The 21,233-nt window shown below is 59.8% G+C and carries 20 protein-coding genes; 9 read left to right on the top strand and 11 right to left on the bottom strand.

The window, feature by feature from the left end:
- Window positions 1–135: 135 nt before the first annotated feature.
- Window positions 136–1,263 carry an AAA family ATPase gene (locus tag M8Q45_RS02180; protein ID WP_249873410.1) on the top strand — a complete coding sequence of 376 codons (1,128 nt, stop codon included), beginning with the start codon at window positions 136–138 and terminating at the stop codon, window positions 1,261–1,263.
- On the top strand, window positions 1,260–1,934 hold the full coding sequence (locus M8Q45_RS02175) for a DUF4276 family protein (protein WP_249873409.1): 675 nt from the start codon (window positions 1,260–1,262) through the stop codon (window positions 1,932–1,934). The genes M8Q45_RS02180 and M8Q45_RS02175 overlap by 4 nt, the downstream gene beginning before the upstream one ends.
- Window positions 1,935–2,143: 209 nt before the next feature.
- Here the strand turns inward: M8Q45_RS02175 and M8Q45_RS02170 are convergent, their stop codons facing one another.
- Entirely contained in the window at window positions 2,144–2,503 is a 360-nt protein-coding gene (locus tag M8Q45_RS02170) for a DUF6124 family protein (protein ID WP_249873408.1), read from the bottom strand.
- Between the two features lie 670 nt (window positions 2,504–3,173).
- The gene (locus M8Q45_RS02165) at window positions 3,174–3,461 is read right to left on the bottom strand and encodes a DUF2442 domain-containing protein (RefSeq protein ID WP_249873407.1); all 288 of its coding nucleotides are present in this window, start codon (window positions 3,459–3,461) and stop codon (window positions 3,174–3,176) included.
- Window positions 3,462–3,717: 256 nt separating this feature from the next.
- Here M8Q45_RS02165 and M8Q45_RS02160 point away from each other — a divergent pair, with 256 nt between their 5' ends.
- Window positions 3,718–4,803 (top strand): sensor domain-containing diguanylate cyclase, encoded by a 1,086-nt coding sequence (locus M8Q45_RS02160; protein WP_249873406.1) that lies wholly within the window; start codon window positions 3,718–3,720, stop codon window positions 4,801–4,803.
- Here M8Q45_RS02160 and M8Q45_RS02155 read toward each other — a convergent pair.
- From M8Q45_RS02155 to M8Q45_RS02145, 3 genes are read right to left on the bottom strand one after another with little or no spacing between them, the layout of a single operon-like run.
- The gene (locus tag M8Q45_RS02155) at window positions 4,787–7,135 is read right to left on the bottom strand and encodes a TonB-dependent receptor (RefSeq protein ID WP_249873405.1); all 2,349 of its coding nucleotides are present in this window, start codon (window positions 7,133–7,135) and stop codon (window positions 4,787–4,789) included. The two genes, M8Q45_RS02160 and M8Q45_RS02155, sit on opposite strands and share 17 nt — an antisense overlap.
- A gap of 1 nt (window position 7,136) precedes the next feature.
- A complete protein-coding gene (locus M8Q45_RS02150) occupies window positions 7,137–9,488 on the bottom strand; it encodes a hybrid sensor histidine kinase/response regulator (protein WP_249873404.1) in 2,352 nt (783 codons plus the stop codon).
- A gap of 35 nt (window positions 9,489–9,523) precedes the next feature.
- The gene (locus M8Q45_RS02145; protein ID WP_249873403.1) at window positions 9,524–10,357 is read right to left on the bottom strand and encodes a response regulator transcription factor; all 834 of its coding nucleotides are present in this window, start codon (window positions 10,355–10,357) and stop codon (window positions 9,524–9,526) included.
- A 163-nt stretch (window positions 10,358–10,520) separates the two neighbouring features.
- On the opposite strand from M8Q45_RS02145, the gene M8Q45_RS02140 reads away from it, so the two are divergent.
- The 3 genes from M8Q45_RS02140 to M8Q45_RS02130 all read left to right on the top strand — a co-directional run bounded on the left by M8Q45_RS02140 (window position 10,521) and on the right by M8Q45_RS02130 (window position 13,903).
- Window positions 10,521–10,925, top strand: coding sequence for a DUF488 domain-containing protein (locus M8Q45_RS02140; RefSeq protein WP_249877254.1), 405 nt, complete (start codon window positions 10,521–10,523; stop codon window positions 10,923–10,925).
- Window positions 10,926–11,329: 404 nt separating this feature from the next.
- On the top strand, window positions 11,330–12,301 hold the full coding sequence (locus tag M8Q45_RS02135; protein ID WP_249873132.1) for an IS110 family RNA-guided transposase: 972 nt from the start codon (window positions 11,330–11,332) through the stop codon (window positions 12,299–12,301).
- Between the two features lie 108 nt (window positions 12,302–12,409).
- The gene (locus tag M8Q45_RS02130; RefSeq protein WP_249873402.1) at window positions 12,410–13,903 is read left to right on the top strand and encodes a hypothetical protein; all 1,494 of its coding nucleotides are present in this window, start codon (window positions 12,410–12,412) and stop codon (window positions 13,901–13,903) included.
- Window positions 13,904–14,122: 219 nt separating this feature from the next.
- Here the strand turns inward: M8Q45_RS02130 and M8Q45_RS02125 are convergent, their stop codons facing one another.
- Complete coding sequence (locus M8Q45_RS02125) at window positions 14,123–14,668, bottom strand: DUF4256 domain-containing protein (protein WP_249873401.1); 546 nt, start codon at window positions 14,666–14,668, stop codon at window positions 14,123–14,125.
- Between the two features lie 176 nt (window positions 14,669–14,844).
- On the opposite strand from M8Q45_RS02125, the gene M8Q45_RS02120 reads away from it, so the two are divergent.
- Complete coding sequence (locus M8Q45_RS02120) at window positions 14,845–15,126, top strand: DUF695 domain-containing protein (RefSeq protein WP_249873400.1); 282 nt, start codon at window positions 14,845–14,847, stop codon at window positions 15,124–15,126.
- Between the two features lie 159 nt (window positions 15,127–15,285).
- Here the strand turns inward: M8Q45_RS02120 and M8Q45_RS02115 are convergent, their stop codons facing one another.
- Window positions 15,286–15,630, bottom strand: coding sequence for a TIM barrel protein (locus M8Q45_RS02115; RefSeq protein WP_283938996.1), 345 nt, complete (start codon window positions 15,628–15,630; stop codon window positions 15,286–15,288).
- Between the two features lie 265 nt (window positions 15,631–15,895).
- Between M8Q45_RS02115 and M8Q45_RS02110 the strand changes: the two genes are divergently transcribed.
- Window positions 15,896–16,945, top strand: a complete 1,050-nt coding sequence (locus M8Q45_RS02110; protein ID WP_249873399.1) for a hypothetical protein — start codon at window positions 15,896–15,898, stop codon at window positions 16,943–16,945.
- A gap of 85 nt (window positions 16,946–17,030) precedes the next feature.
- Here the strand turns inward: M8Q45_RS02110 and M8Q45_RS02105 are convergent, their stop codons facing one another.
- Window positions 17,031–17,744, bottom strand: a complete 714-nt coding sequence (locus tag M8Q45_RS02105; protein ID WP_249873398.1) for a FadR/GntR family transcriptional regulator — start codon at window positions 17,742–17,744, stop codon at window positions 17,031–17,033.
- A 96-nt stretch (window positions 17,745–17,840) separates the two neighbouring features.
- On the opposite strand from M8Q45_RS02105, the gene M8Q45_RS02100 reads away from it, so the two are divergent.
- Complete coding sequence (locus tag M8Q45_RS02100) at window positions 17,841–18,584, top strand: FadR/GntR family transcriptional regulator (RefSeq protein ID WP_249873397.1); 744 nt, start codon at window positions 17,841–17,843, stop codon at window positions 18,582–18,584.
- Window positions 18,585–18,761: 177 nt separating this feature from the next.
- Here M8Q45_RS02100 and M8Q45_RS02095 read toward each other — a convergent pair whose 3' ends face one another.
- The 3 genes from M8Q45_RS02095 to M8Q45_RS02085 form a co-directional block, all read right to left on the bottom strand.
- On the bottom strand, window positions 18,762–19,484 hold the full coding sequence (locus tag M8Q45_RS02095) for an oligogalacturonate-specific porin KdgM family protein (RefSeq protein WP_249873396.1): 723 nt from the start codon (window positions 19,482–19,484) through the stop codon (window positions 18,762–18,764).
- Window positions 19,485–19,614: 130 nt separating this feature from the next.
- Window positions 19,615–20,382, bottom strand: a complete 768-nt coding sequence (locus tag M8Q45_RS02090; protein ID WP_249873395.1) for an ABC transporter ATP-binding protein — start codon at window positions 20,380–20,382, stop codon at window positions 19,615–19,617.
- Window positions 20,383–20,392: 10 nt separating this feature from the next.
- A complete protein-coding gene (locus M8Q45_RS02085) occupies window positions 20,393–21,232 on the bottom strand; it encodes an ABC transporter ATP-binding protein (protein WP_249873394.1) in 840 nt (279 codons plus the stop codon).
- Window position 21,233: the final 1 nt, after the last annotated feature.

The raw sequence follows: 21,233 nt of genomic DNA, 5'->3' as shown, positions 1-21,233 counted from the left end.
GGGCTGGTATTAGCTAGAAAAGATTAGGGTTAGGATGAAACAAGCCAGCCCCTGAAATCAGTGGCAAACTCTGAAAAGCTATTCGTGAAAGCGGCTGCGATTCACAAGCCAGTACCGCTAAGGAACGACGCATCAATGAGCAAGAAAAACGATATCCGCCGGCTAACAATCAAGGGTTTCAAGTCCATCAAGCACCTGGACGACATGAGCCTGGGCAGCTTGAACGTACTTCTGGGTGCCAATGGCGCCGGCAAAAGCAGCTTCGTATCTTATTTTCGTATGCTCAGCGAGATGATGGAGTTGCGCCTGAAAAGATGGACGACCCAGCAGGGCTCCGCAGATCGCATTGTCAGTTTCGGTGTGAAAGAAACCCGGAAGATTGAGTCCTTCGTCCAGTTTGGCCTAAATGGTTACCGGTTCGAGCTGGAGCCGACGGTGGATGGGGATTTTGTATTTGCCTCTGAACGGCTTTTCTTCAAAGGCCCGCAGTATGGTGAAGAATGGATTACGCTGGGTTCTGGACATCAAGAAGCGAAGCTCAAAGAAGCTTTCACCACCAAAAAATTTCAAACGCCCTACAAAAATGACGTCGTGGCTTACTGTTACGAATCGATCTCCAGCTGGAAAGTCTTTCACTTCCACGACACCAGCGACACGGCAAGCGTCAAGCGCTTTGGCCCCGCTCATATCAATGACTACTTGCGTCCTGATGCTTCAAACCTCGCGGCCTATCTTTATCGCCTGACGATAGAAGCGCCGGATGTATACGAACAGATCCGCAAAACCATCCAGCTGGCTATACCTTTCTTTGATGATTTTGTACTCAGACCTCGGCGCCTGGATACGGAAGAAGAGCTGATCAATCTGCTGTGGCGTCAAAGCGACAGCGACTATGTCTTTTGGCCCAGCCAGCTCTCGGACGGCTCGATTCGTTTTATGTGCTTGGTCACCGCGCTCCTACAACCCGATCCGCCGTCGACCATCATCATCGATGAACCTGAACTGGGCCTGCACCCTTACGCCATCACGTTGCTGGGCTCACTGCTTAGGTCGGCCTCGACAAGAATGCAAGTAATTGTCTCGACGCAGTCCGTACCACTGGTCAATGAATTTCCCATCAGCGATCTGATCATTGTCGAACGGGAAAAGGGCGCGACGGTATTCAAGCGATTGGATGAAGACGATTTCGAGACTTGGTTGGACGACTACTCGGTTGGTGAACTCTGGGAGAAAAACATCCTTGGCGGGAGGCCGCGTAAATGATTCGAGTCCATGTCATTTGCGAAGGCCAGACAGAGGAAATGTTCATCAACGAGGTGCTTGCCGCAGCCTTCCATCATTTGGGCATTTATCTAGTGCCTGCGTTGATTGGCAAACCGGGACATAAAGGTGGCAACTTCCGCTTCGAGCGCCTGCTGACTGATCTTGAAAAACGACTGCTCGGTGATCGCCAAGCCTACTGCACCACTTTTTTCGATTTCTACGGCCTGCCCGAAGCGTTTCCCGGCAAGGCCGAGGCTAGCAACAAAGAGACCATGGATGGAAAGGCTGATTGCCTGCTTGAAGCCATGGTGGAGAAGCTGCGGCAGAAGCTCGGCGACGAAGCGATGCGTCGATTCATTCCGTATGTTCAGATGTACGAGTTCGAGGGATTACTGTTCAGTTGCCCCAAAGGGCTAGCCCTGGGAATCAACCAGCCAACCCTCGAAGACAAACTGCTGCGCATACGAAACGAGTTCGACACACCGGAAACCATCAACAACAGCCCGGTCACAGCGCCGAGCAAACGACTCCTGAAACTTTACGAAGGCTACGAAAAACCGCTGCACGGCTCGCTCGCGGCAATTGAGATCGGGCTGCCCGCAATACGCTCGCAGTGCGCTCGATTTGATGCTTGGCTCAGGCACATGGAAGCGTTGCAACCGATTGCTTAATCAGCAAAGCGAGAGATTTTTGTGGAGCTTCAATCCTGCCCAAGGCCCGGTATTGGACTGGATTAGAGCCAAAAGCTTTATGACAACTCAGGATGTGGTTCTAGTTAGTCGCTTGCGGAATAAAATGGACTAACTCTCCCGCGACAAGGTAACGGATTTACAAATAGGTCTTGCAGAGCAAGACCTATTTGTATTTCACCAGCTAAGCGCTACCTCACCTCAACAATATCCAAAGCCCGATTCGCCAACAGCTCACTCACCTCAATCACCTGCAAAATCCCCAACGCAACCCGCCTTCGCGAGCCATCCAGATCGAACGCAAGATCGCTGATCATCGCATTCGCCGAAGCGAGGTTCTCACTCAGATTCGCCAGCAAACACTCAGAATCCACACCCGGATCAATCCGGAAAATGGAGTCGGTTTTGTCTGACTTTTCGTCCTTAGGCTTGGGCTTCAGGTAGTAATCCAACGCCCGCGTGGCAGCGTCATCAATCTTCTTCTTACGCGCAGACTGAGCGCGTGACACGTGTTCATCGGTAACTGGGGGATTCGGTGTAATTTTGACCATGGTCCTAGCTCTCTTTTGGTTGAGGCCACGACCCGTTCGCGACTAAACGATTGGGAGGCAGCTGTACGCAGGTTAGTCGACCGACGAGCTAAGAAATCGGCGCGCCCGGAGGCGCCCTGCGCACAGCCACCATCGAGTGCAGGGATGGGGATACCTGACTGACGGACGCCTGAGCGACTTAGCTACGGCGGGCGACTAAACCCGATCACTGATGAGCAGTGACAGGACCCAAACTACCGACGCAACCCCAGGCGCACAAGCCGGCGGATTCTGGCGTAGTTGTAGGCAAAGGCGCAAGGCGCTGTGGGCTGGCGAGGCCTTGTTGGCGGTGTCTGTCGGGCGTTACTGACAGAGCTTCATTTGGCTGGCGTGAGCGGTTGGCCGATGGATGAAGAGGGGCTGCTGCGCAGCCCAGCGGGAGCAAGCTCCCTCGCCACGGGGTTCGGCGTTTACTCAACTGAGCAGCGTAGTGATAAATAGATCTGCTCTTTCGGACATGGGGCGGGTTTCGTTCTGTGAGGTTGGGTCCGCTTGAATACTCGTTGACTGACACACCGCTATCGCGAGCAAGCTCGCTCCCACAATGAGAGCGTTGTGCCGGGATTTATTGGACATCCGGTTATCCCGTGGCGAGGGAGCTTGCTCCCGCTGGGCTGCGCAGCAGCCCCAATCAACCAGTGGCCGGGTCTGGGTCGTCGGGGGGGCTTGTCGTTCGACATCCAGCACTCAAATGCCTGTTGGCAACCTCACCGGCTTGCTCCAGCGCCAACCGATGCAAGGTGACAGCGGCCAGTTCCAAACCATCACCCCAGCGCACATCAAAGCCCCACTCGCCGGCTTGGGCGGTGCCGAACAAGGACGGATCGTCCAAGGGCTTCAGCACCGAGAACTGTCGGATGTGTGCCTGCAGGTCAACGTCATAGCGCTTGCCGTTGGCAAACTCCACCTGCAAATGCACGTTGGCCCGGGACAGGCTTCACGCTGTTGATTCTGGCTTCGCAGGTCATGGGGCAACGTCTCCGGTTCTGTTCATTCCACACGCTTTGCGGGTCGGCCTTGTGATTCGTTGCCAAGGCTACACCCAAAATCTTCCCACTCCATCCTCTCCCGCAAAGCCCCCATCCCCTCCAGCAAACACCCCGCCAATCCCCCCACCTCGATAATCCCCCGCCTTCACCCACCCCAAGCGCTACAACCGAGCACCGCGCCCCCCCATGAACCTACGCACCTTCATTCGCAGCTACTGCCTCAACGCCAGGCTCGCCACGAATGCCCTGACCCGCTTGCACAAATCGCTGTCCTCCCTGGTCGCCTATCTGGCCCAGCAAGGCTTCGATTCCAACATTTGGCCCGCCACCCGTGACGAAGCCGCGCTGGACCGTCACCTCAACAGCCTGTGCCCAGAGCTGGCGGCTTCCGTGTTCAGCCACGCCCGCGAAGGCATCATCCTGGTCGATCCCTTCGGCCGGGTCATCGCCGTGAACGAGGCCTTTACGCGTCTCACCGGTTACGGACAAGAAGAGCTACAAGGCCGCGAGCTGAATGCCCATCGCATGGTCCGTCGCCTCACTGCCTTCTACGCGCCGATGAAAAACGCCCTGGATTTCCACGGCCATTGGTCCGGCGAGATCCAAAGCAACCACAAGGACGGCCGTGAAATGACGTCGCGGATCAGCGTCAGTGCGGTGCATGACCGTCACGGCAATGTCCGGCACTACGTGGCGCTGTTCAGCGACATGACGCAGATGAAGCAGCGTTTGCAGTTGCTGGAGCGGGATGCGCGGTATGACGCGCTCACGCAGTTGCCCAATCGGTTGTTGTTGGCCGAGCGGATGCGGCAGGCGTTGGGCAAGGCGCGTATTTATCAGCAGAAGGTGGCGATCGCGTTTATCGACCTCGATGGGTTCAAGGCGTTGAACGACAGTTATGGCCATGACTGGGGGGATCGGGTGTTGCAGATTGTCGCGGCGCGGATCAACGCGACGTTGCGCGACGGCGATACGTTGGCCCGGCTCGGGGGTGATGAGTTTGTCGCCGGGCTGGTGGGGTTGCACGCGGAGGAGGACAGCGAGCCGTTGCTCAAGCGGATGTTGGCGGCGGCGAATGCGCCGATTGTGATTGGTGCGCAAAAAGTAGAGATCGCGGCGAGTATCGGGGTGGCGTTTTACCCTGACCATGGGCACGAGATCGACGGGCTGATCAGCAAGGCGGATCAGGCCATGTACCTGTCGAAGAAGGCTGGTGGTAATCGCCTGGCATTTTGTCCGACGCGGTGTATTTCACTCAATAGCGAAACCTGACGGTGGTGCCGACGGTGCGTTCGCTGCCGGGCATGACGCCGTAGTCGCCGGCGCCGAGCAATGAGTAGACGGCGGTGATGTAGTTGCGGTCGAAGACGTTGCGCACCCAGCCTTCGACGTCCCAGGCACGGTCCTGGCTGCGCAGGCCCAGGCGCAGGTTGGTCAGGCCGTAGCTGGGTTGGTAGCTGCCCTCGCCGCCTTCGAGCGTGCCGGAGTAGCCGGTGCGAAAGCTGTAGTCGATGCCGCTGTAGGCTTCCAGGCCGTAGGGCAGCGGGTGGGTGTGGTCGAGGCCGCTGCTGAGGGTCCATTCCGGCGCGTTGTAGAGGCGCTCGCCGCTGAGGTCGCAGGTCCATTGGCCCGAGGCCGGTGGGCATGGCGCGTTGGGGAAGCTGCGGTAGCGGGCATCGCTCCAGGCCAGGCCCAGGCGCCCGGTGAGTCGGGGGGTGAGTTGCCAGGCGGAATCGAGTTCGATGCCGCGCAGGCGGACTTTGCCGACGTTGATCAGGTTATCCCGCTGGGGTGGCGCGAACAGCGAGGTGGGCGGGCTGTAGGTGAGCGCTTGGTAGTCGTCGACGTCGGTCTGGTAGACGGCGAGATCGAGCATCGCGCGCTGGTCCCAGAACCGCGTCTTCATGCCCACTTCCAGCGACGTGGCGCGCTCCGACTCGAAGGTGGGCGCGGTGAACGGGCCGATCACGTCGAAGTTGATGCCGCCGGCCTTGTAGCCCCGCGACCAGCTGACGTAGCCCATCACCCCGTCGTTGAAGCGATAGCTGGCGCTGAGCAGGCCGGAGACGTTGTCTTCTTTGATCGAGTCTTCGCGGTAGTAAGCACGGCCGAGGGCGATGTCGCGCAGCAATTGCCCTCCCACTTGGAACACTGGAGGCAAGCCGGTCAGCGGGGCGAGGTTGCCGACGTCGCGGGAGATCCAGCCGTCCTTGCGTTCCTGGCTGTAGCGCAGGCCGCCGGTGAGTTCCAACGGGTCGATCGGGCGCCAGGAGAGCTGGCCGAAAACGGCGCGGCTGTCGCCCTTCTGCTCGCCGTCGTAACGTTGCCGGGCGCCGTCCAGCAGCAGGGCTGGCACCTGGCTCGGATCGGTGATGTTGATGCCCAGTTTCTTCAGTTGCTCCAGTTGGTCGCCGACGAACCAGGGCGCGGCGTCCTTGCCGAATTCGTTGTCAGCCTGCCGGTCGAGCTGCTGGCGCAGGTAGTAGAGGCCGGCGACATAATCGACGGACGAGCCGGCGGTGCCGGACAGGCGCCATTCCTGGCTGAACTGCCGATGGCCCAGCTCGGTTTCGGATTGGGCCGCCGACAGCGCGGTGCTGTCGATGTCGCGGCTGGCGCGGTAGTCCCAGTCGCGGTAGGCGGTGATGCTGGTCAAGCGCATGGCCTCGTCGAGGTCCCAGTTCAATTCCAGCGAGACACCGTTCTGCAGGGTTTGCGGATGTCCCGGCGCGTCGATGCGGGACTCGCGTTTGTAGGGGTCGGGCTCGGCCAGCGGATAGCCGAGGAATTTGGCGCGCTTGCGGGTTGGCTCGCCGTAGTGATTGACCAGCAGGACGTTGCCGGCTTCGTTCTGCTCGGCGTAGTCGGCGATCAGGCGGGCGCGGAAGTCGCTGTTCGGTGTCCACAATAATTGGCCGCGCAGGCCTTGGCTGTCGGCGTCGCCGAGGCGGCTGCCGTCTTGCAGGTTTTCCACGGCGCCATCGGAGGCGCTGTGGAAAACGTTGAGCCGGCCGGCGAGCACGTCGTCTCGCAGCGGCCCGGAAATCGTCCCGCGATATTCCCGCAGGCCGCGCTCGCCGTAGCTGGCTTCGAAGTTGGCTTCGGGCTGGAAGGTCGGCTGGCGGGTGATGATGTTCAGCGCGCCAGCGGTGGTGTTCTTGCCGAACAAGGTGCCTTGGGGCCCGCGCAAAACTTCGATGCGCTCGATGTCCATCAATTCGGTGAACGCCATGCCCTGGCGCGCCTGGTAGACGCCGTCGACATAGGTGCCGACGCTGCCTTCCAGGCCATCGTTGTAGGCCGTCGCACCGAAGCCGCGCAGGCCGAAGCCGGCGTAGCGGGCGTCGTGGCCGGACACGATCAGGCCGGGCACGCGTTGTTGGACGTCTTGCAGACGATGCAGGCCGGCCTCGTCCAGTTGATCGCCGTAGACGACGTTGATCGGGATCGGCACGTCTTGCGGATCTTCTTCGCGGCGGCGGGCGGTGACGGTGGTTTCGTCGAGCGTGAGGGCGCTGGGCGCCTCCTGTGCGGCAGGGGCGGACGCCCAGGGTAACGCGCAAAGGCTGCCGAGCAAGAGCAGCCGATAACCCAGACCCGGCATGCTAGAACTCCCGAGCCATCGTGCGATGCACCGTGTCCTGGCAAACCAGCGCCCTGATCCGCGCCAGCAATTCGCGGCTGTCGGCGGGCTTGAGCAGCACCGCGTCGAAGGCCAGGTCTTCTGGGTAATGCTGCGGTCTGCGGGGCGGGACTGCCGAGTAAAGCATCACCGGCAGATCATGCTCACGGTCGCGCACCTGTCGCAGCAGTTCCCAACCGTCCATGCCGGGCATCATCTGGTCGCTGATCAGCAGGTCGATCGGTTGCTCCGCCAGGCGGGCCAAGGCGTCTTCGCCGTTCGTTGCAATGCTGACATCGAAACCGTAGCCGGCCAGCAGGTCGTAGAGCCATTCGCTGTTCTGCTCGACGTCGTCCACCAGCAGCACATGTTTGCCTTGGCCATCCAGCGGCGTGACGTTGTTGTCGACGATGCCGTTTTCCAGGTCGTGTTCCTGGGCGCATTTGAGTTGCAGGCGAAAACTGAAGTGGCTGCCCTGCCCCGTGGCCTGGGGTTCGAGGCGGCTGTCCATGTGTTCCAGCAATTGGCTGACGATGGACAGGCCCAGCCCGCTGCCTTCGTAGCGTTGTGCGTTGCGGCCACGGCGGAACGGTTGCAGCAGTTGTTCGAATTCATGCGGGTCGATGCCGATGCCGGTGTCGATCACGCTGAAGCGCAGCGCCACGGTGTCAGCGGTTGTTCCGGGACAACAGCTCACTTCGAAACGGATCTGGCCGTCGCGGGTGAATTTCGCCGCGTTCGCCAACAGGTTCATGAGCACCTGCCGAAGCCGCTTGAAGTCGGCTTCCACCAGGGGCGGCAGGTCTTGCGCCAGTACCGCGTTGAAACTGTTGCCCTGGCGCGCGGCGAGGAAGCCAGCCTCGTCGGCGATCTCTTGGAGGAAGCCGTACAGATAGGCGGGCGCGAGGGTCAGTTGCATCTGCTCCAGTTCACCACGGGAGAACTCGAGCATCTCGTCGATCAGCTCCAGTTGCTGGCGGGCGTTGCGCTCGATGGTGGCTTGATAGTCGCGGTTCGGCCCAGCGTGGAGCAGGCGCGCATAGTCGATGATACGCACCAGCGGCGAGCGCAGGTCGTGGCTGATCCGCGCCATCAACGCGCTGCGCGCCGCCAGGGACTCGCGCAACTGCGAGGTGCGCAGCGCCACGGTGCTTTCAAGGCGTTCGTGCTCGGCCTGGCGTTGTTGGTCGAGGGTGGACAGGGCGTGTTTTTCGCGGTTGCGGCTGCGGGCAACTTCCATGATCAAGGTGCACACCAGCAACACCACGCCCGGTAATGTGGACGACAGGCTGTATTTGCTTTGCGGCGACTGCCAGGGCAACTGCTCCTGGGGGAAGAACATCCGTATCAACAACTGCGCCAGCATCAATCCCGACACCAGCCACGCCATCCAGTGGTAGGACAGCCGCTTGCGCCAAGCCATGACCCATGTAGCGAGCAGTGCGCCGTAGAAACTCATCAGGAAGACCTGGACGATTTGCCCGCCCTGGACTGGATCGATCTTCAGCCACCAGAGGCGGCCGACGACACAGCCCAGCAGCGGCGCCCAATAACTCCAGCCAATGATCCTGGGCAGCTGTGAAACCTGCAACAGCACGCGGAAGTAGCCCAGGAACAGCACGAACGAGAGAGCGCTGGCGCCGGTCAGCACCTCGCGCGTCCAACCCAGCGCCGAAGGCCAGTAGATCAGGTAGCCGTTGAGGATGCAGGTCAGCAGGATATAACTGAGTACCGCGCCGGCATTCACGGTGAGCAGTCGGGATCGAAGGATCCAACCAACGATCAGGCCGAACGGCACGACCAGCAGGACGATGCCGAGGGTCAGTCCGTCGCTCAGGTAGGTCTGTTGCTGGCTGCGCAGCAGCGCCGGCTCGGACCAGAGTTCCGGTTCCAGCAGCATCTGGAAGTTGCTTGCCACCCGAACGTACACCGTGGCGCTCTCCCCTGCCGCCAGCGTGACTGGAAACGCCGGTTGGCGCGTTGCTGGCTGGGGCCACTCGCTGACGGGGTAGGCGGCTCCGGCGTGGGTCTCATGCCCCGTTTGGTAGACACGGATGTCTTCCAGGCGCGGCGCGCCGAGCACCAGCAGGCGCGAGCACGCCACGGCGCCTGAATGGGTGAGCTGGAATTTCAACCAGAAGGCGGAGCGGCTATAGCCTTGGGTCGGCCAGCCAGGGGTTGGGGCGTTGAAATGTGTTTCGGGCAGTTGCGCGATTTCTTCCAGGCTCAGCCTGGCCTGGGTGTCCTCGAAGATCTGTATCGCAGGCATCAGGTCCAGATGCTCAACCCGGCAGATATCCACAGGCGCGGCGCGCAGCAAGCCTGTGGATAACATAGTTATCGCCAGCAATAAAAACTGCAGGAGCCGCATCAGGCGCGCCCGGCCGACTCGGTTTCAACGAGGCCCAGGGCGTGCTGGCGAAACTGGCTGGGCGTCATGCCGATTCGCTGGCGGAAGGCCGTGGTGAAATTGCAGGCGTTGCGAAAGCCCACCAGCTCGGCGACGTCCTGCACGCTCATGGCGCTTTCGCAGAGCAGATCCTGGCCGCGTCGCAAACGCGCGTCGCGAATATAGGCGAACACTGTCATGCCCAGGTGCTCGCGAAAGATCGCGGTGAGACGTTTTTCATGGGTGCCGACCTTTTGCGCGAGGCTGGCCAGGGACGGCATGTCGTCCAACTGGTTTTCAATCAGTCGCATCGCTGCGCGCAGGACGATTTCATCGCCTTCCGGTTCCGGATCGGCCGGGCTTTGAGGCATGGCCGGTGGCGCGCGCCAGGTCAACTGCAGGTGGATCTTGATGCGTGCGAGCACTTCTTCCGGGGCGCAGGATTTAGGAATGTAATCGACGCCACCGACGGTCAAGCCTTCAAGGCGTTCCATCGAGCTGTTGGCCGACGACAGAAAGAGAATGGGCGTCTGCCGGGTCGCCGGCGCCTCGCGCAGAAGCCTGCACAGGCTGAAACCGTTCATATGCGGCATGTGCACGTCCAGCACGATCAGGTCCGGGCGCAAGGCCAATGCGCGCTGATAACCCTGGAGGGCATCGCTGGCCAGGGAAACGCGCCAGGGCTGCTGTTTCAGCAGGATGATGGTTGCGCGGATGTCCTCCGGAACGTCGTCGATCAGCAGAATATGCGGCTCGGACGACGCCGCCGCGCCACCCGTTATAGCCGCTCGCCCTTCGAATCGTCCGTCGTCCATTCGCCAGGTTCCCTTCTCGTGCTTTTGCCAATCGTGGATCGGTAAAAATCGTTACACCAATAGCGGCAGCTCGGGCGAAGACTTGAAGGCGACGAATTGTCCATGGTCGTCCCATCGCGGCCGACCTATGCTGAAGCGGTTCCACTTCGACAGGCAAATCATGATGATCCAATGCAAACGCGTCTATGAAACAGCCAGCGCCGAAGATGGTGTTCGGGTGTTGGTCGACCGGTTATGGCCGCGCAATTGCCGCAAGGATGCGCTGGCAATTGCGCAATGGCTGCCGGAGGTTGGACCGTCCCATGAATTGCGCAAGGCGTTCAAGGCGGGGGCGGTTTCCTTTGCCGAGTTTAGCGCGGCCTATCAGCAGGAGCTGGCGGCGCGGCCGGAGCATTGGTGGAAATGGATGGATGTTGCGCGGGGTGGGCTGTTGACGCTGGTGTATGCCGCCAAGTCGACGGTCGAGAATAATGCGGTGGTGTTGGCGCAGTGGTTGGAGGATGAAGTGGAGAAGCGGGCTGGGGGGAGTTCGCCGGTTTGTTATCTGGATGAGTTCCCGGAGCTCTGAGATGGGCTTGCTTTGACCCGTGGCGAGGAAGCTAGCTCCCGCTCGGCTCTGTAGGAGCTGGCGAAGGCTCGGGCCGCGTTCGGACGATCTTTTGATCCTGATCTTTCGCTTGTGGGCTCAATTGGCAGCGCAAAGATCGCAGCCTCGTTGCACTCGGCAGCTCCTTGTATCTCGACTATCGCTCCGTCAGGAGCGATAGTTCTCGACTGATCATCGAGGGAGGGACTTGGAAGCCGCGCAGCTCCTTAGGCTTTTTGCCTGTGATGTAGATCGTGCTCCAGCCCTCCACACTCACTCGTACAGTTCGCACGGTATCTTGGGCCCGCCTCCGGCTAGAGCCCGCATTCGCAAGGTTGGACCGAGTGACGTGATGATCGCAAAAGGGAACAAGTGGAGAAACGATCATGTCTGGTTTCGTTGGCGTCGACGTTGCAAAGAACACTTTTGATATCGCTACACACCTGCCCAACGGCAAGCACAAAACCAAGGCCAAGCTGGCCAACAATCCAAAAGGTTTTAAAGAGTTTGAGGCTTGGCTAGACACAAACGTCGAGCGTTCGGCCCTGATCGTGATGGAAGCCACCAGCGTCTACCACTTGGAGCTCGCCGAGTTCGTTTACAACAAAGGCTTCCGAATCTGCGTCGTGAACCCGGCTACGACCAAAGCGTACGCTGACAGCGAGCTGCGCCGCATCAAGACCGATAAAAGCGATGCCAAACTCATCGCCGACTTCGCCCGGGAAAAGGATCAGAAGCTTCAGCCATGGGCACCTGAGCCACTGAAGTATCGCCAGTTGAAAGCTATGGTGCGCCGCCTGGATGACCTTCAGGAAATGGAACAAATGGAGCTTAATCGTCTGGACGTGTCTGACGAAAAGGTCAAAGACTCGATCAACTCCGTTCTGCGCCATATCGAAAAAGAGATCGTTGAAACACATAAGGCGATCAAAAAGCACATCGATGACGACCCGGATATGCGTCAGATGCGGGATCTGATCGTAACCATCGACGGTATCGGACAAAAAACGCTTGAGCGATTGCTAGCCGAACTGGGCGACTTGCGCAAATACAGCGATCCTCGCCAATTGGTCGCCGCTGCGGGGCTGAATCCCAAGCTGCAAGAATCAGGAAAGCTTAAAGGTCATACCCTAATTTCGAGAATCGGGTCAGCACGGCTTCGTGCAGGCCTTTACATGCCTGGCATGGTGGCGCTGAAACACAATAAGGCGATCATGGCGATGAAAGAACGCCTGGAGGCCAACGGCAAGGCCCCCAAACAAATCATCTGCGCGGCAATGCGCAAACTGCTGCACTTCGTTTACGGAGTGCTCAAGTCAGGACTGCCATATGACCCGAAACTTGCGCTTGCCCGGTGAGACTTAAGACGGTATCTACAGGGCAGCCCAGCGGGAGCAAGCTCCCTCGCCACGGGTTACTGATTTGCCTAAGATCGGCGCAGAGAAATCACAAGGAAGACCACCGTGATGCAATCGCAATTTGATCCGCTGGTTCATATCGATTGGAAAACGCCGGGCGGCGAGTGGCTCGGGCTTATGCAGGACGCCTATCCCGAGGTGTTTACCGGGCAGGCGTTCGAGGCGCTGTTGGATGAGCTGTTCAATGAGATGCCCGAGGTTTGCTTCGAGGCGCTGGCGGCGGTGTTGGCAGGTCAGGGTTATGACCTGTGGAACCTGGACGCCGGTGGCGATGATTATCGGCCGGTGGTTTTCCCTTCCGATCAGCGCGAGGCGTTTGCCAGGCATTGGCAAAGCCCACGTGGCGAGCCGAGGTTTACGGCGGCCTTGATCGAGCCCCCTGCGGTGAAAGCGCGCAAACCGGCCAAACCCAAGCGCAGCAAGCTGAAATGGTTGCAGGAAGTCCATGACTACCCCGGCCCCACCTACGTGCATGAATACAACTACCGCAACGGCTGGGCTGCAATCACCGAACAGGATGAAGATCGCTGGCTGTGCTTTTTGATCGACTACCACCAGTGGCCGCCCGCCGAACAGGACATGCTCGAACAACGCACCGATGAAGTGGATGGCGCGGACCTGCGGCTGATCGACGCCAACGCCCAGCGGAGCCTGTGGAGACGCCAGGTCAGACGCGGCGATTACAGCGCGGACGATCGATTCACATACGAGATTCGCCGGGGCGATGCCATCGAGGACTTCGGTCCTGCCGGGCAGGAGTGGCCGGCATTCGAAGAGCCTTGCGTCGTGGTGGACGAGGCGATTTTCGAGCGCCAGCGCATTTACGAACCCAAGCATTTGACGCGGATCTGGCGGACCACGGCGGACAGCAGCGAGGTGATTTTCGAAGATTCGGACGAGCTCACCATCCTGCCTGTCGGCGGGCGTCGGTTGTTGTTCATGCAGCACAACGGCAAGCGCTGCTGGGTCTGGCACCAGGACACGCAACAGGCCATCGTCGCCAAGCCGATGCCCGCCGAGGCCTATAAGCTACGGGCGGCGACGGCGTATTTGGGCGGCGATGAGGTTTTGCTGTTCAGCGAAGGCGCGCGGCAGAACGTCGAGCATTCGGGTTATCAGGAGACGGTGCTGCTGGCGTGGCGCTTCAATTTCATCACTGGGACAAAGACCCAGGCGACGCTGGACGGTTTCGGCAGTGAACTGCGCCAGGACACGCGCCTGCTCGTCACCCAGCCCAAGCAAGTCATCACGTTGCGCACGTTTCATGGGCAACTTCATGTGTCCCGCGGGCATGGGGATTGGTGGGTGTGGGGTTACCGCGCCAACACCTTTGGTACGCAGACGCTGGCGTGGTTTTGGAATCAACGCAGCCATGAGGTGGTGAAGCTGTCGACCAAGGATATCCCGCGCATCAAGCCGGATATTCGTTACGTGGCGGCGCAGGATCGGTACCTGGCGTTCGAGGCGGATTTTGTGGCGAAGTTGCCGGGATTCGCCCGCATCCGTGAGGCCAAGGGTTGCGAGGTTCTGGTTTTTCAGTGAGGCGATTCTGCGGCGGCGGCGAACTCCGTGGCGAGGGAAGTTGCTCCCGCTCGACTGCGCTGTAGGAGCTGTGTAGGAGCTGTGTAGGAGCTGCCGAGTGAAACGAGGCTGCGATCTTCCCCCAGACACTTGAATATCAAGCGAAAGATCAAAAGATCGCAGGCTGCGCCAGCTCCTACGCAACGCAGCGGGAGCAAGCTCCCTCGCCACGGGTGTGGCTTAAACCTGCAGCACCCCACGAAACCCGCGCGCCGCGTAATACGACTGCACACCGTTGTGGTAGATGAACACCCGGCCATAACGGTAGTCGCCAAAAATCGCCCCATCGAGCGCACGAAGTTCCGGAGGCGTCGCCAGCCAACTGGACGTCTTGGCATCGAACTCACCGAGCGTCTGCAGGGCTCGGTATTGCTCCTCGGTCAACAGGGTTATCCCCATCGCTTCGGCCATCTCGGCCGCGCTGCCTTTGGGCTTGTTCTCCTTGCGTGCATCCAGGGCCGCACGGTCGTAGCAGAGGCTGCGGCGACCGGTGGGGCTTTCCTTGGCGCAATCGCAAAAGGTGACGGCGCCGGTTTTCGGATCATGGCCGATCACGTCGGGCTCGCCGCCAGTGGCGTCCATGGCCTGGAGGGTTTTCAGGGCATTGGGGTTGTTTTCGAGCCGGGTCTGGATGTCGGACCAGAGGATGTCTGGGTGACGGTTCGGGTGTTGTTCGAAGCGGGTTTTCAGGGTTTGGATGAGGCTTTCTTGTTCTTGTTTTTTCATGGTTCGGGTGTCCGCGTGTTAATCGGTCATCCAATGATAGTGACTCTGACGGCATGCGTTGAACCAGCAATAGATCGCCGCACTCGCAGCCCTCTGGCAGAATCGCGCCGCGATTAACCTTGAATGAACAAGACCAGTCTTCAGGAATGAAGTCCCGAGTTAACGGAGTAACCCCGATGGTTATAGAAAAAACTCTATCGGTGATCGTCAGCTGGAAATTTTCCTCCGAGACGGCCTTGCCGACGCCCGAAGACGCGGCCCGGATGAAGAAGGTGGAAGCATTGTTGCTGCCCGCCATACAGGAGAAAGGGTTGGCGAAGTGGCTTTGCACCATCACGTCTGAACATCAGCGGGAATGGCTTTTCCTCACGCGAAACCACGAAGATTTTTTCACGCAGGCGAGGACCGCATTAAATGGGACGTACCCAATCGAGATGAGGGTAAACGGAGCACCGTAGCAAAGGCGAAGGGGTACAAACTCGAACCAGAAACCTAGCCGTTTTTTGTGGGAGCGAGCTTGCTCGCGATGACGGTGTCTCCACCGACCATTTGGTTGAATGTGAATCCGCTATGCGAGCAAGCTCGCTCCCACAAGCGCGCGTATCGCCAGCTTTGTGTCAGGCGCTGAACTGCTTGATCCAATCAAGGCCTGCCACGGTAGAGCCGGTAGGACGGTATTCACACCCGATCCATCCTTTATAGCCACGCTGCTCCAACTCTGCGAACAAGCCCGCAAAATCCATGCTCCCCGTCCCCGGTTCATGACGGCCCGGGCAGTCAGCTATTTGCACATGGACGGTTCGGTCATAGAAACGGGCCAGGATATCCGCCGCGTTCCCGGTCAGCCGTTGCGCGTGGTAAAGATCGAGGATCAGCCCGACACTCGGAAAACGCTCCAGCACCTGTTGCGCCTTGAACTGAAAACCGAGATGAGCGTTGAACTTGAGCATTGGGTAAATCATCCATCCTGGGGAAAAGAAAGCATCCGTTGAGAACAACTTGCGCAGCGCCAGCACCGCCTGTCGGGCGTGGGGCACCGTTCGGATCAAGTTTTTCGCACGGTATCAGATACCTTGATAGCGCGCGCGAAACCTGTTCAAAGCGCCCCCCACAATTGATCATCAGCCTCGCAGCATTTTGTACTACCGGTCTTCTGCGGGCGATGGACGCAATAGTGGCACTTCAGTAGCATTCACCCCACTTCATCGATCTCCTCAAGGATGACCCATGCTCGCCCTGCCTCGCTCTCCTGCCCCCTTGTTAGCGTTGTCCGCGTTGTTTGTATTGCTCGGCGGTTGCAGCGTCAATGGCAGTTACCCCGATGCCATCGAACCGGACGCCGCCAAGTTGCGGTTCGTCGCCAACACCAGCAACGCCACCCTGGATTATTTCGACGCAGCCCATTGCGACGGGCAAACCACGGGCATTCTCAACAACATGCTGCTGAGCGATACCGCGCGGCGGGTGGGGATGAGCGTTCCGGCGCCCAAGGATGCGAGGGGTTACCTGGAGGTCAAGCTCAAGCCCGGCGAGCAGATTCACCTGCGCACCAACATGAACAGCGGTTATGCCGTGTGTGGCAAGGGCTTCAACTTCACGCCCGAGGCCAATGCCGAATACGAGGTGACGTTCAAGTCCGAGAAGAACTTCTGCCTGACTCAGTTGCAACGCTTGCAACGGGTCGACGGCAAGGACGTGCGCACACCGATCCCGATCCTGAAAAAGGACTTTCCCGCCTGCGCCGGGCGCAATGCGCTGTTTCCCAAGACCTACCCGGACACGCCCCATCGCTTGGAGCTGATGAATCGAGTCATCGATAAAAGCCTGGTCGTCACGGTGAAGACGGATCCGGCCAAGGAAAAAGTCGAAAGTTATTCGCCAGAGAAGCTGGACACCCTGATCAGCGAACGCAAGGCCAAGCTCGGCTTCGACCTGCCGGCTGACTACTGGACGCTGTACCGGGAAAACCTGAAGACGTTTGGCGATGACATGGCGCAGAACAAGGCGCACTCGATGGAACGCTTCAAGGAGGAATACCAGGCGCGCCTGCGCCAACTGAAGGACGATCAGTTGGAACAATGGGCGTTGCCAAAAACCGCCAATGCCAAGCCGGAGAAAGCCGAGGTCGACCTGGACGTCGCGATGATGGTGGAGTATTTCCGGATCGGGAATGTGGTCACGGTCGAAGCGGTGGGTCACCACCTGGACAGGATGGCGCTGATGGATGAGCGTTACGGGGTGTGCGCGCGGTACGCGGAATGCTGGAAACGCAACTAGCCGGAACGCTTTGCCCGAGATATCTCCATGGCTGTACCGCCGTCATCGCGAGCAAGCTCGCTCCCACAGGGGTCTGTGGTGGAAGTTATTGCGCCGTCAGTTCCACCACACCCCGAACCCGTTGCTGCATATTGATCAAATGCAACCGCATCGAAGCCCGCGCCGCCTCGGCATCGCGGCGCGCCAGTGCTGCGTAGACCTGCTCCCGCTCACGCACCACCAACGCCCGGTTCTCACCCGTCGCCACCGGCCCGGCCTGTTGCACAACCGCGAGCAGTGTATGGCCGACATGGGCCATGGCATCGATGAAGAAACTGTTGCCGGTGCATTGGGCGATCTGCAGATGAAATTCGAAATCGGCCCGGGCGCTGTCGTCATCCGTTGGGGCAAGCGCATTCGCTACGTCGAGCGCTTCACGCATCGCCAGCAATTGCTCCGGCGTAGCCCGTTGCGCGGCGATGCCGGCGGCGTCCACTTCCAGGCTCAGGCGCAGCTCGATGACGGCCAATGCGTCGTAGGCGCCGCCCTTGACGTGCTTGCTGCCCTGGAAGTCCCCCGGGCGGGCGGTGTCGACGACGAAGGTGCCGATGCCGTGGCGCGTCTCGACCAAACCTTCGGCCTGCAGCCGGGACATGGCTTCACGGACCACGGTCCGACTGACGCCGCGTTCCTTGATGATGACCTGTTCGGTCGGCAGTTTGCTGCCCGCGGGCAACTCCCCGGCGAGTATCTGCTGCGTCAGGTCCACCACCAGTTGCTGAGTCATGCTCAGGCGTCGATCGGTTGTGACACGCTCCATTGCACCTATCCATCAAGCCAGACGATCGCGGCATTATAGCCGCGACCTTGCGCCAAAACTCACTATAATGCCCGCTGATCACACTAGAGCACGCCGATGACGGACCAAGCGTTATCTCCATTGAACAAGCCGCGCCGCCTCGCCGAGACACTGGTCGACCGTTTTGCCCAGCGCATGCGCGACGGCATTCTGAAATGCGGCGAAAAGCTCCCCACCGAAGTGCATATCATGGAAGCCGAAGGCGTCAGCCGTTCGGTGGTGCGCGAGGCATTGTCGCGCTTGCAGGCGGCGGGGTTGGTGGAGACGCGCCATGGCGTCGGCACCTTTGTGCTGGACATGCCGGCGCCGGAAGGTTTTACCCTCGGGCCGGCAACGATTGCCACGTTGTCCGACGTGCTCAATTTGTTGGAGTTTCGCCTGAGCCTGGAAGTACAGGCCGCCGGCATGGCCGCCGCACGCGCCACGCCCGAAGCCCTGGCCGAACTGGCCCAGGCGCTGGACGCGTTGTTGCAAGGGCCTGAGAAATCCGGCACCACGATCAATGCCGATTTCCAGTTCCACCTGAAGATCGCCAAGGCGGCCGGCAATTACTACCTGATCGACATCATGAAGCACCTGGGCACGAAGCTGATCCCGCGTACCCGGATGAACTCCGCCTACTCGGGGCAAAGTGATCGCAGCGCCTACCTGCAGGGGATCAATGCCGAACACCAGCAGATCTTCGATGCCATCGCCAGCCGCAATGTCGACGCGGCGCGGGCGGCCATGTACCTGCACTTGAGCAACAGCCGCATGCGCCTGTGTGAAACCCAGCAGCGCCAGGCCTTTTACAACGAATAACCCCCGCAGTTTTGTGGCTGCAGTGACCACAGCATTTGTATCCTCCACCGCCCCCTGTGGGAGCGAGCTTGCTCGCGAAGGCGGCGGAACATCCAATATCACCGGCACAGGCAGGCCGTTATCGCGAGCAAGCTCGCTCCCACAGTTTTATTCAGTGTTGACCACGTCTCCCACAACTCAGAAAAAGTTGTACTGGATCCCCACCCGCAAGCGCAGTTGCCGATCACTGTCCACCGAGTTGACTTTGATATCACCCACTTCAAAGAACGGTGCCCAGCGCTTATCCCATTTGTACTTGACCACGGCATTCTGCTCATAGTCATCGGTGCCGCCGTTATAGCGGATGTAATCGGCATCGAAATACGTCAGTTGATACTCATACGCCCACGGCCCTTGATCCGCATAGTTGATGTAGACGTCGTAGCGATGAATCGTCTGGTCGTCCTGGGCATTGTCCGGCACGTCGCGATCGACCTTGTCACGGTCCAGCTTGCTGACGTCGTAGCGATAGCGACCGGCGATGCTCAGCTCCTTGGTGATCTTGTAGCCCAGGCGCATACCCGTCTTGTAGGTGGTGGATTCCTCGTCGCTTTCCATGGCGAACGAAGGCGTCAGCGTCCAGCGATCATCGATCTTGTGCTGATAGTTGACGGTAAATTCATGGCCGCTGCCGACGGTGTTGTCGAAAGCGACGTCTTCCCGGTCACCAGCAGTCTTGTATTTGAGTTCACCTTCCAGGCCCACACCGTTATCCAGCCTGATGCCGAACTTGGCGCGGTCGGCGTGCATGCGGGTCTTTTCAGCGTATTGATGGCGGACGTTGATATAACCGGTATCCGCCTGAGCGACAACCGAAGTGAACAGCGAAGCGATCGACAAAACTACCAGGGTCTTTTTCATGTTTTTTATTCTTGTAAGTTGAAATCAATAGTTGGGTTGAACGCCAAATCGCAGGCGAGCGCGTGCGCGCATTGAAACGTGCGGTTCAACGTGTTCTGCGGTTTAAAACAGGTACAGCGGGTTAGTTACTTCAAACGGCGATAGGGACTCGTTGTATGTCGCGGCTGGCTTGTACCAGCAGGCGCGTATATTCATGGGCGGCGCCATCGTTCGCCAGCCGATGACTGTCGAGCGTCTCCACTACCCTGCCCTGCTGCATCACCGCCAGCCGATCGCACAAATGCGCAACGACGGCCAGGTCGTGGGTGACCATCAAATACGTCAGCCCTTCCTGGCGACGCAGTTCGGCCAACAGGTTGAGGATTTCCGCCTGCACCGAGACGTCCAGCGCCGAGGTCGGCTCGTCCAACAGCAACACCCGTGGGCGCAGGATCAGCGCCCGGGCAATCGCCACGCGTTGGCGCTGGCCGCCAGACAATTGATGCGGATAACGAAAGCGAAAGCTGTCGTTCAAGCCGACCTTGCGCAGGATTTCGCTGACCTTTTGCCCACGCCCGTCGATGCCATGGATGCGCAGCGGTTCCTGCAAAGCGGCGTCAATGGTGTAGCGCGGATGCAGCGAGGCGTACGGGTCCTGGAAGACCATTTGCACGGTGCGGTAGTGGTCCAGCGGCAGCTTGCGCGCCACCGCCCGGCCGGCGACTTGCAATTGTCCGGTCCAGTGCTGGTACTGTCCGGCCAGGCAACGCAGCACGGTGGTCTTACCCGAACCGGACTCCCCCACCAGGCCAAACGCCTCGCCCTCGCCAACGCTCAGATCGACGTCATGCAGTACTGCGTTCAAAGCCGCGCCGGTGCCAAAACTGAGGTTCAGGCCGGCGATTTCGATCATGCTCATGACAGGCTCCTCAAGGGTTCAACCAGTGTGGGTCGCGCTGCAACACCGGCAGCGTGGCGCGCGGATGGTCCAGGCTGGGCAACGCAGCCAACAGGCCTTGGGTGTAGGGATGGGTGGCGTTGTCCAGGTCGGCGGCGGCAATCGACTCGACCACGCGCCCGGCGTACATCACCAGCACGCGGTCGCAGAAATGCCGCACCAGGTTCAAGTCGTGGCTGATGAAGATCAGCCCCAGGTCACGCTCGCTGACCAACTCCTCCAGTACGTTGAGCACCTGCCGGCGCACCGACACGTCCAGCGCCGATGTGGGCTCGTCGGCGATGATCACCTGGGGATCGGTGATCACCATCATGGCGATCATGATCCGCTGGCCCATGCCGCCCGAGACCTCATGCGGATACAGGTCATAGACCCGCCGAGGATCACGGATGTGCACCTTGGCGAGCATCTCCAGGGCCCGCTCCCGGGCTTGGCGATGGGGCACCTTGTGGTGGGCGAGATAGGCTTCGGCGATTTGTTCGCCAACGCGCACCACCGGGTTCAGCGAGTATTTCGGGTCTTGCATGATCATCGACATGCGCGCCCCGCGAATCGCCTGGATCTGCTTTTCGCTGGCGGTCAGCAAGTCGACATCGGCAAAGCGCAGGGTCTTGGCGGTGACCCGCGCCGTCGGTGGATGCAGGCGCAAAAGGCTGCGGCCGACAGTGGATTTGCCCGAGCCGGATTCACCGACGATGGCGAGTTTTTCCCGGCCCAGGGTGAACGACACATCGCGCACCGCCAGGGAGGTTTTGCCCGCATTGCGAAACTCCACGCATAAATCCTGTACGGCCAGTTTTATCTCAGTCATG

Origin of the sequence: Pseudomonas sp. T1.Ur (assembly GCF_023516725.1) — a bacterium.
Classification (GTDB): Bacteria; Pseudomonadota; Gammaproteobacteria; order Pseudomonadales; family Pseudomonadaceae; genus Aquipseudomonas; species Aquipseudomonas alvandae.
Note: the sequence above shows the minus strand (reverse complement) of the source record. Positions and strands in the feature narration are given on the sequence as shown.

Excerpts from the sequence above, each read along its gene's own strand:
- M8Q45_RS02180 (WP_249873410.1), top strand. The coding sequence starts at position 136 with ATGAGCAAGAAAAACGATATCCGCCGGCTAACAATCAAGGGTTTCAAG.
- M8Q45_RS02175 (WP_249873409.1), top strand. The coding sequence starts at position 1,260 with ATGATTCGAGTCCATGTCATTTGCGAAGGCCAGACAGAGGAAATGTTC.
- M8Q45_RS02170 (WP_249873408.1), bottom strand. The coding sequence starts at position 2,503 with ATGGTCAAAATTACACCGAATCCCCCAGTTACCGATGAACACGTGTCA.
- M8Q45_RS02160 (WP_249873406.1), top strand. The coding sequence starts at position 3,718 with ATGAACCTACGCACCTTCATTCGCAGCTACTGCCTCAACGCCAGGCTC.
- M8Q45_RS02155 (WP_249873405.1), bottom strand. The coding sequence starts at position 7,135 with ATGCCGGGTCTGGGTTATCGGCTGCTCTTGCTCGGCAGCCTTTGCGCG.
- M8Q45_RS02150 (WP_249873404.1), bottom strand. The coding sequence starts at position 9,488 with ATGTTATCCACAGGCTTGCTGCGCGCCGCGCCTGTGGATATCTGCCGG.
- M8Q45_RS02145 (WP_249873403.1), bottom strand. The coding sequence starts at position 10,357 with ATGGACGACGGACGATTCGAAGGGCGAGCGGCTATAACGGGTGGCGCG.
- M8Q45_RS02140 (WP_249877254.1), top strand. The coding sequence starts at position 10,521 with ATGATCCAATGCAAACGCGTCTATGAAACAGCCAGCGCCGAAGATGGT.
- M8Q45_RS02135 (WP_249873132.1), top strand. The coding sequence starts at position 11,330 with ATGTCTGGTTTCGTTGGCGTCGACGTTGCAAAGAACACTTTTGATATC.
- M8Q45_RS02130 (WP_249873402.1), top strand. The coding sequence starts at position 12,410 with ATGCAATCGCAATTTGATCCGCTGGTTCATATCGATTGGAAAACGCCG.
- M8Q45_RS02125 (WP_249873401.1), bottom strand. The coding sequence starts at position 14,668 with ATGAAAAAACAAGAACAAGAAAGCCTCATCCAAACCCTGAAAACCCGC.
- M8Q45_RS02120 (WP_249873400.1), top strand. The coding sequence starts at position 14,845 with ATGGTTATAGAAAAAACTCTATCGGTGATCGTCAGCTGGAAATTTTCC.
- M8Q45_RS02115 (WP_283938996.1), bottom strand. The coding sequence starts at position 15,630 with ATGATTTACCCAATGCTCAAGTTCAACGCTCATCTCGGTTTTCAGTTC.
- M8Q45_RS02110 (WP_249873399.1), top strand. The coding sequence starts at position 15,896 with ATGCTCGCCCTGCCTCGCTCTCCTGCCCCCTTGTTAGCGTTGTCCGCG.
- M8Q45_RS02105 (WP_249873398.1), bottom strand. The coding sequence starts at position 17,744 with ATGGAGCGTGTCACAACCGATCGACGCCTGAGCATGACTCAGCAACTG.
- M8Q45_RS02100 (WP_249873397.1), top strand. The coding sequence starts at position 17,841 with ATGACGGACCAAGCGTTATCTCCATTGAACAAGCCGCGCCGCCTCGCC.
- M8Q45_RS02095 (WP_249873396.1), bottom strand. The coding sequence starts at position 19,484 with ATGAAAAAGACCCTGGTAGTTTTGTCGATCGCTTCGCTGTTCACTTCG.
- M8Q45_RS02090 (WP_249873395.1), bottom strand. The coding sequence starts at position 20,382 with ATGAGCATGATCGAAATCGCCGGCCTGAACCTCAGTTTTGGCACCGGC.
- M8Q45_RS02085 (WP_249873394.1), bottom strand. The coding sequence starts at position 21,232 with ATGACTGAGATAAAACTGGCCGTACAGGATTTATGCGTGGAGTTTCGC.